Origin of the sequence: Guyparkeria halopsychrophila, from assembly GCF_044582135.1 — a bacterium.
In the GTDB taxonomy this organism is placed as follows: Bacteria; Pseudomonadota; Gammaproteobacteria; order Halothiobacillales; family Halothiobacillaceae; genus Guyparkeria.
This window is the reverse complement of the sequence record NZ_JBDODP010000005.1, coordinates 90181-106761: the sequence shown is the minus strand read 5'-3', so window position 1 is coordinate 106761 and position 16581 is coordinate 90181. Positions and strand designations below refer to the sequence as shown.

Below are 16581 nucleotides of genomic sequence, written 5' to 3'. Positions count from 1 at the left end.
CAGTTCATCAGGTCCGCCGCCGGGCGGTTGTCGATGAGCACATAGGTAACAGCAATCATTCTCTTTTGTCGGAGCCCTTGTTTATCTGGGAGTCCCACTTCCCACTCTCGACCATGCCGAAAACGTCGCACGTGAGGTAAATCGCCCTCGATTTACTAAGCTTCGATTCAATTAGTTTTGACCGCGCCCTGTATCCCGGACTTATAAGGAGTCGACCTGTCACGTATGGAACCGATGGCATCCCCGGACAATTTGACTCCATTCGTGGTTCGGCACCGTCGGACGATTCCCCGAATCGCGACCTTGCTGGGTGGACTGGCGGTTTTGCTGGCCTTCTCCTGCACCCGAGCTGAGACCTCGACGCTTGTTGGTAGCTGGTGGGATGCCCAGGGTCAGAGCGTCACGGAGAAGCAGGCGCTAGATTGCTTGCGTGATGCGCCCGTGATTCTCCTGGGCGAAGTGCATGATTCCCCGCCCATCCATCGGCGGCAGCTCGAGCTGCTCGATGCGTTTAACGGTCCGGTGTTGCTGGCGCTCGAGCAGCTTGATTTGGGCGGTGACGGCAGGATCGAGCGTCTCAATGACGAGAGCTTTCAAAATGGTCGTGCGCGAGCCCAAGCGGTCGGGTTCGACCAGGATGGGTGGGGATGGGATCGCTACGGCCCGTTGTTCGATTGGGCAACGGAACGTCGGGCGCCGCTTTGGCCACTGAACCTGTCGCGGGAGAAGGCCATGGCGGTGGCCATGGCAGACGGTACCGGCTGGCGTGACGAGCTGGATGCCAACGCGCGGGCATGGGTCGATGAAATTGCCCCGGAGCTGTCCCTGCCGACTGAGCAGGAGCGCGGCCTGGTCGAGGTTCTCGAGCAATCGCATTGCCAGGAGATACCGTCGGCCATGTCCAGCCGCATGGTTCGCGCGCAGGTGGCACGCGACGTGTTGATGGCCAAGGCGATTATGGGCGCGCGGAAAGCCTACCCCGACCATCAGATCGTTGCCGTGATGGGCAACGAACACGCACGGCTGGACCGAGGGGTTGGGTATTGGTTGGCACAGTTGGCCGAGGAGGCACGTCTGGACGTCATGTCGATAGGCATGGTGCCGATAAACCAACTGAGCGACGCCGCGGGGCTAGACGACGCCTTCGACCTGCGAGTGGTCATGCCGGCAGTGGATCGGCCGGATCCTTGCGCGCAGGCGCGCGAATCACGGAAAGGGGAGTGATGTGGGAGAGACCGGGAGAGACCGATTCAGGGCTTGCACCCCGTGTTAACGTGGCCTCGGCCACGAAAAACGATCAGAGCCGTTGATAAACAACGAAAAAATGAGGGATCGAAGATGAAGAAGCAGTTGTTGGCAATCTCCATCGGCGTGGCGCTCGGAACCTCGCCGCTCTCCGGTATGGCCGCCACCGGTGACGCCAGCGCCGAACGCATCATGCAGGAGCTCGAGGCACTCAAGCAGCGCGTCGAGAACCTGCAGGGCGAGTTGGAGAAAGAGCGCGCGCGCAACGATCAGATAGAACAGACACAGTCGGAGCAGGCCGAGAAGGTCGCCCAGGCTGAAGAAAAGGCGGAAGCCGCTAAGCCGGATATCAATGTTGGCGGCGCGGTGCGATTCAACTACACCGTGGCCGACAACGACAATGCCGGCAAAGACCGTGGTGGCGACTTGGCGTTTGATACCTTCCGCCTGAACTTCGATGGCGAGATCAACGACGTGATCCTGTCTGCCGAATGGCGTTGGTACGAGTACATGTCCGTGATCCACCACGCCTGGGTTGGTTACGAGTTCACCGATGATCTGATGGCGAAAGCCGGTGTCTTCCAGACGCCGTTCGGTGTGCTGCCGTACAACTCGCACAATTTCTACTTCTCGTCGCTGTACTACGTCGGCCTTGAGGACAACTACGATTTCGGTGTCGGCACGACTTACACGCCGGGTGATTGGCGTTTTGATTTCGCGTTCATGAAGAATGACGAGCGCAAGTGGGGCACAGATTTTGACGGGTCGGGTGACACCGACTCCTACTCGTCCAATGTGATTGGTTATGACGGTAACCAGGGGGCGACCCAGTCGGTCAACACGCTGGTGGCGCGAGCCGAGTATGACTACAAGGTCGGCGACAAGCTGACGCTCAAGCCGGGTGCCTCGGTCAAGTACGGCCAGTTAGACGGTGCGACGCCGGAGGGTGATGGCGATTACTACGCGGCCGCAGCCCACCTGGTGGCGGACTACGATCGCTGGAATCTGCAACTGCAGTACACCGACTGGGAATACGATCTGGATGATCCGAATGCTCAGTTTATGAACTACGGCTACTACGCGGGCTTGTATACCGGTCCGCTGTCCGCCAAGGCGATCACGGCGAACTTGGCCTACACCTTGCCGGTCGAATGGGGTCCGGTGTCCTCTTTGACGTTCTACAACGACTACAGCCTGATCTACGACAAGAACAGTGATTTCGAGGACACCTACATGAACGTCACCGGCATGGCCGTGGCTGCAGGTGGGCTGTACACGTACTTCGATATCATCAATGGGAAGAATCAGCCGTTTGTTGCTAACGGCATGACCAGCGACGGCGGTCAAAACACGGTCTTCAATATCAACGTCGGTTACTACTTCTAAATGACCGTCAAATGAAGATCGTTCAAAGCGGGCCGCGGCCCGCTTTTTTTATGTCCGTAAATTGTCGAAAAACGAGGCGCAACTGCCACACTGTGGGCAGAACGTATCGTCCGATAGCCTTACCTTGCGAGCGAGTGAGTCATGGAAGCGGAAGTTCAGGAAATCAGCGAACACTTGCGTCAGTACCCGCCGTTCGACCGGCTCGACCGGAAATGGCTGGACCAGATTGCCGCCCGCACGGACGTGGCCTATTACCGAGAAGGCTCCATGATCCAGGAGTACGGCGAGCCCATCGACACGCTGCGTTACATCCGTAGCGGGGCGGTCGAGATCTATCGCCACAACGGCGAGCTCTACAACCGGATCGGGGAAGGCGACATCTTTGGGCACACCGGCCTGCTGCACAATCGCCGGGTGCGGTTCCCGGTGCGCGCCATCGAGGACACGTTGATCTACCTGATCCCGGCGGACATCTTCGACCGTCTCTGCGAGGAAGACGACCAGTTCGCCGATTTCGTCGAACTGTCCGGTCCACGCCTGCAGTCCACGGTGGAACAGAACGAGCGCGAAAACGACCTGATGGTCAGCCGCGTTCGCCGCTTGCTGACCCGCAGTCCGGTGAGCATCGAGGAAAACGCCACGGTGCACGAGGCGGCTCGTTCGATGACCGACCATCACGTCTCGTCGATCCTGTTGCTGTCGCGGGCCGAGGGGGGTGACGAGCGTGCCTTTGCCGGTGAGGAGGACGGTCATTGGCGCCTGACCGGCATTCTGACGGATCAGGACCTGCGTGCCCGGGTGTTGGCCATCGGGCTGTCCGGGGAGACGCCACTCGCCGAGATCAAGCACGACCGGCTGATCACCATCCAGTCGGACGAGTCGGTCTACGAGGCCATGCTCGCGATGCTGCGCAACAACGTCCACCACCTGCCGGTGCTGCATCGGCGACGCCCCGTGGGCGTGGTGCATCTCTCCGATATCGTGCGTTACGAAACGCACAGCAGCCTGTACCTGGTTAGCAATATCTTCAACCAGGGATCGGTCAAGGGTCTTGCGCGGTTGATGCCGGACGTGCGGGCCGCCTTCGTGCGGCTGGTGGATGACGGGGCGACCTCGCAGATGATCGGTCAGGCGATGTCCAGTATCGGCCGAAGCCTGATCAGACGGTTGATCGAACTGGCCGAGGCGGAGTTGGGCCCGCCGCCGGTGCCTTATTGCTTCATGGTCAATGGCTCGATGGCGCGAAACGATCAGACCATCGCCACGGACCAGGACAACGCGTTGATCCTGGACGACTCCTTTGACCCGGAACAGCACGATGCCTGGTTCGCGGCCCTGGCCAAACGGGTAAGCGACGGCCTGCATGCCTGCGGTTATCCCTATTGCAACGGCGGGATCATGGGCACCAACCCGAAATGGCGCCAACCGCTGTCGGTGTGGCGGCGCTATTTCGAGGAGTGGATCGACAAGCCCGACCCGGAGAAATTGCTGCACAGTTCGATCTTCTTCGACCTGGAGGCCGTGCACGGGGAAGAGCGCTTCGTCGAGCAGCTGCAGGACCTGGTCGCCCAACGTGCCAGTCAGAGCCCCTTGTTTCTCGCCGCCCTGGCGCGCAATGCGCTCAATCGCACGCCGCCGCTTGGCTTTTTCCGGACCTTTGTGATGGAAAAGGACGGGCAGCACAACAACTCCATCAATCTCAAACGGCGTGGCACCGCGCCGCTTGTGGACGTCATCCGTGTGCACGCCCTGGCAATCGGTTCGCGCTCGCAGACATCATTCGACCGCCTCGACGATATCGTCAAGGCCAACTCGTTGCCGGCGGGCCAGGCGGACAAGCTGCGTTATGCGCTGGAGTTCATCTCGATGGTCCGCATCCGGCACCAAGCGCATGATCTCAAGCATCATCACGCGCCCGACAACAACATCGAACCGGAAAACGTGTCGGATGGCGAACGCCACAACCTCAAGGATGCCTTCCAGGTGCTGAGCAACGCCCAGAAATTCCTGCGGTTTCGTTACCCGATGCCCAATCGCTGATCACCGTCATGTCGAACCCGCAACCGGAAGAATCAACCTGGGCCGCCTTCTTTGCCGACAAGGCCAGACGTTGCCAGGATCCCGCGCTGCGGGCGTTCTACGCGGCCGGGGTGCCGCGGCCGCAGACCCCGCTGTGCGACGTGCCGCTGGTGGCGCTGGATTTCGAGACCACAGGACTGGACGTTCATCGCCATGCCATCGTGTCGATCGGCCTGGTGCCATTCGACCTGAGGCGAATCCGTCCGTCGGCCGGCCGCTACTGGGTCGTTCGGCCGCAACGCCCGCTAGATGAGGCCTCGATTCGATTCCATCGCATCACGCATGCCGAAGTGGCCCGCGCGCCGGACCTCGACGAGGTACTCGACGAGATCCTGGCCGAGCTCTCGGGCTGTCTCGTGGTGGTTCACTACCGCGGGATCGAACGGCCTTTCCTGGATACCGCCGTGCAGGATCGCCGCGGTGAACGTTGCCTGTTTCCGCTGATCGACACCATGAGCATCGAGGCGCGCGAGGTGCGCCAGGGCGGGTGGAATCGCCTCAAGGGGATGTTGCGCGGGGCGCCGACATCGATACGCCTGTCGGATACCCGGGCTCGCTACGGCCTACCGGCCTATTCGGCACACCACGCCAAGCTCGACGCGTTGGCGACCGCCGAACTGCTGCAGGCGCAGATCGCCAGGCACTACTCTCCGGATACCCCCGTGGGTGAGCTTTGGGAGTGACGTCGCGTCGGGCGGAAACGATGGGTACCTGACCACAAAAAAAGGCGGCCGATTGGCCGCCTTTCCTGTGAGGGCTGAGGGCATGACGATGAGCGTGAACTCACCGTCACACCGAGCCTACTTCAGCCCGTCATTTGCCGCGGGGCTCGCTCATCAGCCCCTTGACGATGGCGTAACAGCCCACCAGGAGCACGACAGTGAACGGCAGGCCGGCTGCCACCGCTGCGGATTGCAACGCGGCGAGACCCCCACCAACGAGCAGGGCGATGGCGATGGCGCCTTCGATCACGCCCCAGAACACACGCTGCGGCTTGGGTGCGTCGATCTTGCCGCCAGCGGTGATCGTGTCGATGACCAGCGAACCGGAGTCCGAGGAGGTCACGAAGAACACGATAACCAGCACGATGCCGATGAACGAGGTAATCTCGGCGAGCGGCAACTGGCCCAGCACCTCGAACAGCTGAACCGGTAGATCGGCGTTTTTCGCTCCTTCAAAGCCTTCTTCTTGCAACTGGTTGATGGCCGTGGTGCCGAAAGCCGTCATCCAGAGAACGGAAATGGTCGACGGCACCAGCAGTACGGCCGTAAGGAACTCGCGCACGCTCCGGCCGCGGGAAATCCGTGCGATGAACATGCCGACAAACGGCGACCAGCTGATCCACCACGCCCAGTAGAAGGTGGTCCAGCCCTGACTGAAGTTCGCGTCGTCGCGGGCGAACGGGTTCGACAGGAACGGCAGCTCGGTGAAGTAGGAGCCGAGGTTCTTGAAGAACCCGGTTGCGATCAGCAGCGTCGGGCCGACGAAGATGACGAACATCAACAGCAGGAACGCCAGCACCATGTTGGCCTCTGACAGTCGCTTAACGCCCTTGTCGACACCGGCGACGATCGAGACGATTGCCACCGCCGTGATCGCGGCAATCAGCAGCACCAGGGTGGTGTTCCCTCCGGGGATGCCGAACAGGTGCGTTAGGCCCGCCGAGGCCTGCTGTGCGCCGATGCCAAGCGAGGTCGCGAGGCCGAACAGGGTCGCGAATACGGCCAGGATATCGATGACGTGGCCCGGCCATCCCCAGATGCGTTCGCCCAGGATCGGATAGAACATGGAGCGGACCGTCAGCGGCAGACCCTTGTTGTAGGAAAAGATCGCCAGCGACAACGCAACAATGGCGTAGATCGCCCATGGGTGCAGGCCCCAGTGGAAGATCGTGGCGGCCATGCTGAGGCTGTAGGCTGCTGCCGGATTGTCGGCCGCGGCACCCAGCGGTGCCCAGTCGGTCCGCATGCCATTCTCGCCCATGCTCGTGCCACCCAGCGAGGTGCCGTAGTGGGTGAGCGGTTCGGCCACGCCGTAGAACATCAGGCCGATGCCCATACCGGCGGCGAACAGCATCGAGAACCAACCCAGGTAGCTGAAGTCGGGCGTCGCGCTGGCGCCGCCAATGCGCACCTTGCCCAGTGGCGTGACGATAAGGACCAGGCACAACACCACGAAGATGTTGGCCGACAGCAGGATGAACCAGGTCATGTTGCTGTTGATCCAGTCCTTTGCGGCGCCGAACCAGTCAGTCGCCTGATCCGGTAGGGCCAGGGCCAGGATCACGAACGCGAGGACGATCAGGGAGGAAAAGACGAATACCGCGCCGTGAATGTCGATATTCACGCCCATCGGCGATGCTTGGTAGTTGTCCTGCCCGATCTTGTAATCGGTATCGATCAGGTTTGCCGCCCCTTCGGGTGCCGGGACGCCGACCGATTCGCTCTGCGTGTCCGGTGGATTATCGGGTTTGTTGTCCACGAGTGTCTCTCCGTCGGTTTCTGGTTGATCAGGTCGTTCGTGTGATCGCTCGGTGTTCAGGGGCGAACGAGGAAGACCGAGACGTTCGAGTGCGCGGCGACCTTGCTGCCGTTGGCCGGCATGATCGCGTCGATGTGGTGGGGCAGGTGCGTGCCCATCACCACCAGATCGGCGCCGACGTCAACAATCGCCTTGATCAGGATGTCATCCAGGTCGGTGACCGGATCGTGGCTGTTATAGACACGAGCGGTTGGCGCTTGACCGTTATCCGGGGCATGTTCCTGGGCGAAGGCCTTGAGTTTCTGCTCGTACTCCTCGGGCGTTCTGGCCACCGAGCTCGGTTGAGAGGTGGTCACACCCACGTAGCAGAGCTGAGCGTTGTAGTGGCGCGCCATGTCGGCTGCCACCGTCAGCGGTTTTTCCAGCGCATCGAGGTGCGCGAGATCCACCGGGACCATTATCGATTGATACATGCGATCGGCTCCTCCTGGAATTCCCATGAATGCAGACTGAGTGGCCTGTTTCATGAACGAGACGTTTTATCGGCGGCCCGTGCCCCTAATTGATTTGCTTTTGGCAGGGCCGCCTTCAAGACAGGCACGAGTATAGGCACAGGCCAGCGGCTCTGCGGACTCGGGGATTTCGTCACTGCCAGTGGACAGGGTAGCGGCCTTGTCAAATCCGCCAGGGCTTGCGCAACGCTAATCGGCGAACAAATAACATGCCTGATGACAATGCCTCGGTGGAGAATCCGGATGGTCCACGCGGCTTTTCTGGACAATGAAAGCCTTTATAAACCGTCACTGATCAATCGCCATAACGGTTGGCCACTGGCCCGGTATTTACGCTCGAATAGCGTCATGGGCGGCTCGTCGGCCGGGATGGGCTCGATGCGGGACGCTCGCCCATGGAACGCCAGTGCCTGCGCCAGCTCCTCGAGGTAGACCCGCCAGTTGCTGCGCGACTCGATCCGCCCGCCGAGGGCGACGAAGGTAGGAAAGACCGGGTGGGCGTGAAACCGCCGCTTGAGATGCCGTGGCTTGGGTTCCGGGTTGGGATACAGCAGGTGGTGCTGAACCGGCTTCCAACTATGCCCATGGGCCAGGCGCCAGAAATCGATCAGATCGGCCCGAATCAGCAGGCAGTTAGCTGGCGTGTCGGCGCGTTGCCGCGACAACCGGTCGGCGGATCGGTCGATGCCCACGACCCAGTGATCGGGGTAGTGGTAGGCGAGCAGCCGGCTGCTGTCGCCAGTGCCGCAGCCCGAATCCAGGATCAGGGGACGCTCGATGGATTCGAGTCGAGCTGCCGCGCCGTCGAAGGCCTCGCGGTTGTACGCGGCGATCGGCTTGGCAAACGGTGTTTGCGCGTGACGGAGCAGTTGTCGTTCCAGATCGTCGTGCGGCGCCGTCTGGGTCGATGTCACCTGCCGCGATGGACTGTCGCCCATTGTGGGTGCACTGCCGGCACGGCTGGGCGTCGATTCACCCGATTTAGTCATCGGGGGTGGTCGCGGCAATCGGCTGGCGTCGAACGCGGTCGCTCAAGAGGATGCCCGCCCACCGTGTCTGCGGGCTGGAGTCCAGCGCGAGCTTGGCGATCATCGTCAGCGGCACGGCGAGCAACATCCCGATGGGGCCGAAGACCCAGCCCCAGACCAGCAGCGAGATCAGCACGATGACCGGGGAAAGCCCCAGGGTGCGTCCGAGCAGACGGGGCTCGAGGATGCTACCGATGCTGATGTTGACCACCAGGTACAACGTGCCGACCAGCAGGAGATCCAGCGGCGAGCCACTGACGACCGTGACCAGCAGGGCGGGTATGGCGGCAATGAACGAGCCGATCGTGGGAATGAAGTTGAGCAGCCCGGCAACGATGCCCCAGAGAATGGCGAAATCGATACTCAGCCAACTCAAGCCGACCCCCACCAGCAGCCCCGTGAGGACACTGGCGCCTGTCTTGATCAGCAGGTAGCGATAGACCGAGCGCAGGAAACGACGAGTACGCACGCGCGCCCGGCGGCGGCCCGGGAATGCCGCGGCAAGCTTGTCTGCCAGGGTGCGTTCCTCGAGCAGCAGGAACATGAAGGCCAGCAGCACGAGCAGGGTGCTGGCCGTGAACTGCCCCAGTCCCGTCGCGATGCCGGTGGCCGTGCCCGTGATGGTGCTGGTCGCCGGCAATGGGATCTGGGCCGGCAGCAGTTCGGGCGGTGCACCGCGCTCGGCGAGCACGGTGCGTATCTGCTCCAGCCAGCCAACGAGCTTGGCCTGATAGGCGGGTGCCTGGTTCGCGAGGCTCTCTACCGCCCCCTGCAGGGCCAGGAAGAGCAGGAAGAAGGCCACGCCCACCAACGAGAACAGGAACAGGATCGACACCAGGCCCGGGACACCACGACGCTGCATCCAGGCCATCGGCGGGGCGCTGATGATCGCGAGAAAGGCCGCCAGCAGGAACGGGGTCACGATATGGCTGACGGTCTTCAGCCCGGCCAGCAGGATGAACACGGCCGCCGCCCCCAGCAGCCAGATCAGGGCGCTCGGCTTGGACGTGTGGGTGGGATCGAGCGTCATCGAGTCGCATCCTCGGAGGCGGCGATCCCGTGTTGTTTCAGCAGCGGCTCGATGCTCGGTTCGCGCCCGCGGAAGGCCTTGAACAGGGCCATCGGGTCTTCGCTGCCACCGCGTTCGAGGATATGGACCAGGAAATCCGATCCGGCGCGCTCGTTGAACACCCCGTCTTCCTCGAAGCGTGACCAGGCATCCGCGGAGAGAACCTCCGCCCACTTGTAGCTGTAGTAGCCGGCCGCGTAGCCACCGGCAAAGATGTGCGCGAATCCATGCTGGAAGCGGTTGTAGGCGGGCGGCTGGATCACGGCCACCGACTGGCGTACCTGATCGAGCGTTTCCTGGATCCGGGCGCCCGTGGCCGGGTCGAAATCCTGGTGCAGGAGCAGGTCGAACAGTGAGAATTCCAGTTGGCGGACCATCTGCATGCCGGCCTGGAACTGGCGCGCGGCACGTAGACGATCGAACAACTCGGCCGGCAGCGGCTCACCGGTGTCAACGTGATGGGCGAACAGGTCGAGTGCCTCGCGCTCCCAGCACCAGTTCTCGAGGAACTGGCTGGGGAGTTCGACCGCATCCCAGGCAACCCCACTGATTCCCGACACGCTGGCAGCATCCACTTGGGTAAGCAGGTGATGCAAGCCATGGCCGAACTCGTGGAACAGCGTGGTGACCTCGTCATGCGTGAGCAGCGCTGGCTCGCCACCCACCGGCGGGGTGAAGTTGCAGGTTAGGAAGGCGGCCGGCTGCTGGATGCTCCCGTTGGGCAGTCGGTGCCGTTGAATCGCACCCGCCATCCAGGCACCGCCGCGCTTGTGGGCGCGCGCGTATAGGTCGAGGTAAAACCGGCCCCGCGGGTTACCGTCCCGATCCTCGATCTCATAGAAGCGAACGTCCGGGTGCCAGGTGGGCACGTCATTGCGCTCGCGCACCTGGATACCGAATAGGCGCTCGACCACGGTAAACAGGCCGTCCACGACACGGTCGGCGGGGAAGTAGGGCTTCAATTGCTCTTGAGAAATGGCGAAACGGGCCTCACGCAGCTTCTCACCAAAGAACATCAGGTCCCATGGCTGCAATGTGTCGGGGCCGCCAGATTCCCGGGCGAAGGCCTGGAGATCGGCCAGTTCCTGGCGAGCCTTGGGGACCGCCTGTTCCGTCAATTCCTGCAGGAACTCGAGGACCTCGGCCGGGTTGCTGGCCATCTTGGTTTCCAGCGAACGCTGGGCGTAATTGTCGAAACCGAGCAATTGCGCCAATTCGTGGCGGATGGCGAGGATGCGATCCATGATCGGGCCGTTGTCCCACCGTCCGGCATGTGGACCGACATCGGAGGCGCGCGTGACGAACGCCTCGTAGAGTGTCTCGCGCAGGCCACGGTCTTCGGCCTGGGTCATGACAGCGATGAAGCTGGGCATGTCGAGCGTGATTCGCCAGCCGGCTCGTTCGGCACGTTCGGCCGCCTCGCGGAACAGGGCGCGAGACGATTCCGGCAGCCCGGCGAGGCGCGACTCGTCCTCGATATCCAGCGACCAGGCATTCGTGGCATCCAGCAGGTTGTTGGCAAAGCGGGTGCTCAGTTGGGACAGCTCGCTCTTGAGCACCTTGAATCGCTCCTTGTCGGCTGGCTGCAGGTCGACCCCGGCGAGTCGAAAGTCGCGGATCGCGTTTTCCACCACCCGGCGCTGGGCAACAGAAAGCGTCTCGAAGTCGGCTCGCTCGCTGACTTCCCGGTAGGCCGAAAACAGGGTCTCGTTCTGCCCGAGGTCGGTCGAGTAGTCGGACAGCTTGGGCAGGCAGGCCTCGTAGGCGGAGCGCAGTTCCGGGGTGTTGACCACCGCATTGAGGTGGCTGACGGGAGACCAGGCACGGTCGACCCGGTCTTCCAGCGCCTCCATCGGGGCGACGAAATTTTCCCAGGTGAACGGGGCACCCTGGTCCAGGCGCTCGGCAATGGCCGCCCGGTTCTCACTGAGGATGCGGTCGATGGCCGGCTCGACATGCTCCGGCAGGATGCGATCGAAGGCCGGAAGATCCGGGGTATCCAGCAAGGGATTGGACATGCGTGACTCTCGACGAATGGTTGAGCGATTGGCGTTCAGATTAGCATTTTTGTCTGTTCGGCCGGCCGCTGCGTGGCATGTGGTGGGGTATACGACTACGCTAAATGCGTTTGCGTGAATCCATGCCAGCCGCCTCCACTGAAGGCCAAGACAATTCTGTTCCCACATTGGACCCGCTAGCGAAATGAATCCTTGTGCTCGTTTGCCCCGTGCCGTTGATCACGCCCTTGGTTGGGCGATGGCGGGGGCCCTTTTCCTGTCTGTCCCTGCCGGGGCGGCCGAGGGGCCCCGCGTGGTGACCGAAACGGCCACGCCGAGCGAGATCATCGCGATGGTGCCACTTGACGGCACGGTGAGCAGCCTGCATACGGCCGCGTTGTCGGTGGAAGTTGCCGGCTTGGTCGAGGCCGTGCTGGTGGAAACCGGCGACCGAGTCACGGCCGGCATGGCACTGTTCGAACTGGATGATGAACTCGAGCGGTTGTCAGTGAGCAGCCTCGAGGCCGAATGGCGTGAGGCGGTCGCGGCTCGTCAGGAAGCCGCACGTCGTCTCGATGAGGCCCGATCGGTCGGGGCCGGACGCAATATCCCGGAAACCGAGGTTCAGGCCCGGGCCAGCACGGTCCGGCAGGCGGAGGCGCGCGTGGCGCGGCTCAGCGCCAATCTCGATAGCGGGCGGGCGCGGCTGGATCGTCACCGCCTGGTGGCCCCGTTTGACGGCGTGGTCACCGAACGGCACGCGGAACGGGGGGAATGGGTCGCCCCGGGAGAGGCATTGGTCCGCCTGGTCGATCGGGAAGCGCTGCGCCTCGATTATCCCGTCCCCCAGCGTTATTACCCGTTGTTCGGCGATGACGCCATGCTCGATTATCGCGTCGATGGCGCGTCCACGGGCTGGGAGTCTGCCGAGATCGCCACCGTGGTGCCGGTGACCGATCCGACTTCGAGGACCTTTTTGCTGCGCGGGAAGGCGGCCAAGGACAAGACCTTGCTGCCCGGGATGGCGGTGGAGGGGCGTCTGCGATTACCGACAGGGCGTGAAGGCCTGACCGTCGCACGGGATGCCGTGCAGCGTTATCCGGATGGGCGCACGACGGTGTGGGTGCTCGATGACGGGGATGGTCAGACCGTGGTCGAGCGCCAGGTCGAAATGGCGCAGGGATTCGATGACCGCGTGGTGGTAACGGCGGGTCTCGAGCCGGGTGCCCAGGTGATCGTGCGAGGCAACGAGGCGCTCGAAGCGGGCATGGCAGTGCGTATCGGTGATCACGATGCCGAGGCGGGGCCCAACTGATGTTCGCCGGGGTTGTCCGTCACGGCACGCTGGTCACCGTCGTCACCTTGATCATTGCCATTCTCGGGGCGGTCGCCGCCTTGCGGATCCCGGTGCAGATGATCCCGGATCTCGATGTGCGCACCATCACCGTCGAGACCCGCTGGCCTGGTGCCACGCCCCAGGACATCGAGAAGGACATCCTGATCGAGCAGGAGCGCTACCTGCGCAATATCCCTGGCTTGGCGGAACTCAATGCCACCGCCACCAGCGATGCGGCGGAGATCGAGCTGGAATTTCCCTTCGGCACCGATATCACCGAGGCGCTGATCGAGGTCAACAATGCCTTGAGCCAGGTGCCGGATTATCCGCGCAATGTCGACGAACCGCGCATCGCGGCCACCTCGTTTTCCTCCAATGCCTTCATGTACTTCCGGGTCGCGACGCTGCCGGACAACCCGCGTGGTCTGGACATTGATCTGATGCGCGACTTCGTCTACGACGAGGTCCGCTCGCGCATGGAGAGTGTGCCCGGGGTCTCGGAGGTCACCAGGCGCGGCGGCGCCGAGCGGCAGATGCAGATCCACGTCGACGAACGCCAGCTGGCGCGCCGCGGACTGACCCTGCTCGATCTGCGTGATTCCATTCGCGCGCGCAACCAGGACATTTCCGGCGGGGAGGTGGATGCCGGCAAACGACGGTATCTGCTGCGCACCGTGGGTCGTTTCGCCAGCGCCGAGGAGCTCGAGCAACTGGTGATCACCCGGCGGGGCGATGCCGTGATCCGGCTGGGTGACGTGGCGGAGGTCGAGCAAGGTGGGTCGCGCCAGCGGGCGCTCGCCTTCACCAACGGCCAGAAGGTGATCGGTCTGCAGGTGCGTCGCGAGAGTGGCTCGAATGTCATCGACATCAAGTACGCCATGATCGACGAGGTCGAGCGCATCAACGAGGAGGTGCTCGAGCCGGCCGGGATGATCCTGGAGCTCAACACCGATGATGCGCGCTACGTCGAGGCCTCGATCCAGAACGTCTGGGTCAATATGGGTCTCGGGGCGGCGTTCGCGACCTTGGTCCTGTTCCTGTTCCTGCGCTCGACGCGCGCCACCCTGGTCGGGGTTATCGGCATTCCGTTGTGTGCGATCGCCGCGTTTCTCGGGCTGCTGATCACCGGGCGGACCATCAACGTGATCTCGCTCGCCGGGGTGGCCTTCGCCATTGGCATGACCGTGGACAACAGCATCGTGGTGCTGGAGAACATCGAGCGATTGCGTCGCCGGGGCATGGCCCGGCTGGAATCCGCGGTCGAGGGCGTACGCGAGGTCTGGCCGGCGGTGCTGGCCTCGACGGCAACCACGGTCTTGGTGTTTCTGCCGATTCTCTTCATCCGGGAAGAGGCGGGCCAGTTGTACTCGGATGTGGCCATCGCGATCGCCGCGGCGATCATGGCCTCGATGCTGGTCGCGGTGATGCTGATCCCGACCCTCAGTGCGCGCCTGGATTTCGGTGGGTCAGGCCACGAAGGGGAGCGGACCCCGGCATGGGGAAGGGCCATCGAGGCAGGGGTGCTTGGCATGATCGGGTCGCGGCTGCGGCGCTGGTTGACCATGGCCGTGGTGCTAGTGATGAGCGTGTCGATCGTCGCGTTTCTCACCCCGCCCGCCGAATACCTGCCGGAAGGGGAGGAGCCCAAGACCTTCGCGGTGATGAACGCGCCGCCCGGCTATAACCTCGACGAGATGGCGCGGATCGCCGAGGAGGTCGAGGCCCATCTCCTGCCGGCGGTCGATGCCGACCCGGGCGCCTTCGAGCGTGGCGACACCCCCGTGCCGCCGCTGCGCAACCTGGTCATGCAGGTCCAGCCCACCCAGATTCGAGTGATTTCCGAGACGATCGACCCCGACCATATCGACGCGCTGATGACCGAGATCACCCGTTTCTATGAGCAGTATCCGGGGATGCGGGCGTTTGCGGCCAAGGGGTCGATCATTTCCAGCAACGATGGGGGTACCCGCAGTATCTCGCTGGATATTGCCGGGGCCGATCTGGCGGCTATCTACCAGGTCGCGAACCGCGCCTACGAGCGGGCCGAGGTGATTTTCGACAACCCCCGCATCCAGACGCGCCCATCGACACTGGAACTCGCCCAGCCACTGGTCGAGATCCGCCCGGACTGGGATCGGGCCGCCGAACTGGGCTTGAGCATGGAGGCGATCGGCTTTTCCGTCTCGGCCCTGACGGAAGGGGCCTACGTGGATGATTTCTTTCTCGACGACGACAAGATCGATCTACCTCTACGGTTCGGGCGGGCGCGACCCGCGCCTGGCACGACTCGACGAGATCCTGTTGAAAAGCCCCCAGGGCGCCAGCCTGCCGTTGTCATCGATAGCGCGTATCGACACGCGGGTGGACACCAGCATTGTCCGCCGCGTCGATGGCAAACGGATGGTGACCCTCGACATCATCCCGCCGGATTCCGTCGCCCTGGAGGCGGGGGTCGAGCGGGTGCGCGAGGAGTTGGTCGGCGAGATGCGCGCCGCGGGTGAAATCCCTGCCGGCGTCAGCCTGTCGATCTCCGGGGCGTCCGATCAGCTCAACGCCACCCGCAAGGCGCTTTCCGGCAATTTCGTGATCGCGCTGGCGATCATCTATCTGCTTCTGGTCGCCATCTTCACCCACTGGCGATACCCGTTGCTGATCATGACCGCGATTCCCCTCGGCATCGCCGGTGGCATTGCCGGGCTGGCGCTGATGAACCTGGTGGGTGGTCTGCTGCCGGCAGTCGGTCTGAAGGCCATCAGTCAGCCGTTCGACATGATCACCATGCTCGGCTTTCTGATCCTGATGGGCACGGTGGTCAACAATCCGATCCTGCTGGTCGAACAGGCCCGGCGCAGTTTTGCCGACGGACGTGATGCGGTCGGGGCGGTCATGGATGCCGTCGCGGTGCGGCTGCGCCCGATCGTGATGACCACGCTGACTACCATCAGCGGTCTCTCGCCGCTGGTATTGATCCCCGGGGAGGGGACCGAGCTTTATCGCGGGGTCGGGGCGATCGTGATGTTCGGGTTGCTGGGCGCGACCATCGTGACACTGACCTTCCTGCCCGCGCTGACGGCGACCGTCCTCGGTATCGCGCAACGCCACGCACGAACGGACTGACTCGGCACAAACAAAAAGCCCCGAGGGCAATGCCTTCGGGGCTTTTCTTATCTGGTTGCGGGAGCAGGATTCGAACCTGCGACCTTCGGGTTATGAGCCCGACGAGCTACCGGACTGCTCCATCCCGCGTCTGGTATGGCGCGCATTGTACGCGGACCCGCCACGCTGTCAAGGGACGATCCACACGAATCTGATTCCCCTCGAAAATGAAAAAAGCCCCGAAGGCGATGCCTCGGGGCTTTTTGAATCTGGTTGCGGGAGCAGGATTCGAACCTGCGACCTTCGGGTTATGAGCCCGACGAGCTACCGGACTGCTCCATCCCGCGAGACG

The 16581-nt window shown here is 63.0% G+C and carries 11 protein-coding genes, 2 tRNA genes and 1 pseudogene; 7 read left to right on the top strand and 7 right to left on the bottom strand.

Annotated features, from left to right (window positions below; all coding sequences use genetic code 11):
- The first annotated feature begins 225 nt into the window (after window positions 1–225).
- From ABGV18_RS03840 to ABGV18_RS03825, 4 genes are all read left to right on the top strand, one after another.
- Entirely contained in the window at window positions 226–1224 is a 999-nt protein-coding gene (locus tag ABGV18_RS03840) for a ChaN family lipoprotein (protein ID WP_396584884.1), read from the top strand.
- Window positions 1225–1338: 114 nt separating this feature from the next.
- Entirely contained in the window at window positions 1339–2631 is a 1293-nt protein-coding gene (locus tag ABGV18_RS03835; RefSeq protein ID WP_396584883.1) for a carbohydrate porin, read from the top strand.
- A gap of 141 nt (window positions 2632–2772) precedes the next feature.
- Complete coding sequence (locus ABGV18_RS03830) at window positions 2773–4671, top strand: DUF294 nucleotidyltransferase-like domain-containing protein (RefSeq protein ID WP_396581577.1); 1899 nt, start codon at window positions 2773–2775, stop codon at window positions 4669–4671.
- Between the two features lie 8 nt (window positions 4672–4679).
- Complete coding sequence (locus ABGV18_RS03825) at window positions 4680–5393, top strand: 3'-5' exonuclease (RefSeq protein WP_396581578.1); 714 nt, start codon at window positions 4680–4682, stop codon at window positions 5391–5393.
- Window positions 5394–5523: 130 nt separating this feature from the next.
- On the opposite strand, the gene ABGV18_RS03820 is transcribed toward ABGV18_RS03825, so the two are convergent.
- The 5 genes from ABGV18_RS03820 to prlC all read right to left on the bottom strand — a co-directional run bounded on the left by ABGV18_RS03820 (window position 5524) and on the right by prlC (window position 11818).
- Window positions 5524–7191 carry a BCCT family transporter gene (locus ABGV18_RS03820; RefSeq protein ID WP_396581579.1) on the bottom strand — a complete coding sequence of 556 codons (1668 nt, stop codon included), beginning with the start codon at window positions 7189–7191 and terminating at the stop codon, window positions 5524–5526.
- 56 nt (window positions 7192–7247) lie between these two features.
- The gene (locus tag ABGV18_RS03815) at window positions 7248–7664 is read right to left on the bottom strand and encodes a universal stress protein (RefSeq protein WP_396581580.1); all 417 of its coding nucleotides are present in this window, start codon (window positions 7662–7664) and stop codon (window positions 7248–7250) included.
- A gap of 317 nt (window positions 7665–7981) precedes the next feature.
- On the bottom strand, window positions 7982–8641 hold the full coding sequence (trmB, locus tag ABGV18_RS03810) for a tRNA (guanine(46)-N(7))-methyltransferase TrmB (RefSeq protein WP_396581581.1): 660 nt from the start codon (window positions 8639–8641) through the stop codon (window positions 7982–7984).
- 43 nt (window positions 8642–8684) lie between these two features.
- Entirely contained in the window at window positions 8685–9761 is a 1077-nt protein-coding gene (locus ABGV18_RS03805) for an AI-2E family transporter (protein ID WP_396581582.1), read from the bottom strand.
- On the bottom strand, window positions 9758–11818 hold the full coding sequence (gene prlC / locus ABGV18_RS03800; RefSeq protein ID WP_396584882.1) for an oligopeptidase A: 2061 nt from the start codon (window positions 11816–11818) through the stop codon (window positions 9758–9760). The genes ABGV18_RS03805 and prlC overlap by 4 nt, the downstream gene beginning before the upstream one ends.
- Window positions 11819–12110: 292 nt before the next feature.
- Here prlC and ABGV18_RS03795 point away from each other — a divergent pair, with 292 nt between their 5' ends.
- The 3 genes and pseudogenes from ABGV18_RS03795 to ABGV18_RS03785 all read left to right on the top strand — a co-directional run bounded on the left by ABGV18_RS03795 (window position 12111) and on the right by ABGV18_RS03785 (window position 16250).
- Window positions 12111–13112 (top strand): efflux RND transporter periplasmic adaptor subunit, encoded by a 1002-nt coding sequence (locus tag ABGV18_RS03795; protein ID WP_449728526.1) that lies wholly within the window; start codon window positions 12111–12113, stop codon window positions 13110–13112.
- Window positions 13112–15328: pseudogene (locus ABGV18_RS03790) on the top strand (efflux RND transporter permease subunit); the annotation flags it as partial. The gene ABGV18_RS03795 and the pseudogene ABGV18_RS03790, both read left to right, overlap by 1 nt.
- Window positions 15329–15344: 16 nt before the next feature.
- Window positions 15345–16250: an efflux RND transporter permease subunit gene (locus tag ABGV18_RS03785; RefSeq protein ID WP_396584880.1), complete on the top strand. Its 906-nt coding sequence runs from the start codon at window positions 15345–15347 to the stop codon at window positions 16248–16250.
- 52 nt (window positions 16251–16302) lie between these two features.
- On the opposite strand, the gene ABGV18_RS03780 is transcribed toward ABGV18_RS03785, so the two are convergent.
- Both ABGV18_RS03780 and ABGV18_RS03775 read right to left on the bottom strand, forming a co-directional pair.
- Window positions 16303–16379 (bottom strand) — tRNA-Met (locus ABGV18_RS03780).
- Window positions 16380–16499: 120 nt separating this feature from the next.
- Window positions 16500–16576, bottom strand: a tRNA-Met gene (locus ABGV18_RS03775).
- Window positions 16577–16581 lie beyond the last annotated feature (5 nt).

Excerpts from the sequence above, each read along its gene's own strand:
- ABGV18_RS03840 (WP_396584884.1), top strand. The coding sequence starts at position 226 with ATGGAACCGATGGCATCCCCGGACAATTTGACTCCATTCGTGGTTCGG.
- ABGV18_RS03835 (WP_396584883.1), top strand. The coding sequence starts at position 1,339 with ATGAAGAAGCAGTTGTTGGCAATCTCCATCGGCGTGGCGCTCGGAACC.
- ABGV18_RS03830 (WP_396581577.1), top strand. The coding sequence starts at position 2,773 with ATGGAAGCGGAAGTTCAGGAAATCAGCGAACACTTGCGTCAGTACCCG.
- ABGV18_RS03825 (WP_396581578.1), top strand. The coding sequence starts at position 4,680 with ATGTCGAACCCGCAACCGGAAGAATCAACCTGGGCCGCCTTCTTTGCC.
- ABGV18_RS03815 (WP_396581580.1), bottom strand. The coding sequence starts at position 7,664 with ATGTATCAATCGATAATGGTCCCGGTGGATCTCGCGCACCTCGATGCG.
- trmB (WP_396581581.1), bottom strand. The coding sequence starts at position 8,641 with ATGGGCGACAGTCCATCGCGGCAGGTGACATCGACCCAGACGGCGCCG.
- ABGV18_RS03805 (WP_396581582.1), bottom strand. The coding sequence starts at position 9,761 with ATGACGCTCGATCCCACCCACACGTCCAAGCCGAGCGCCCTGATCTGG.
- prlC (WP_396584882.1), bottom strand. The coding sequence starts at position 11,818 with ATGTCCAATCCCTTGCTGGATACCCCGGATCTTCCGGCCTTCGATCGC.
- ABGV18_RS03785 (WP_396584880.1), top strand. The coding sequence starts at position 15,345 with ATGATTTCTTTCTCGACGACGACAAGATCGATCTACCTCTACGGTTCG.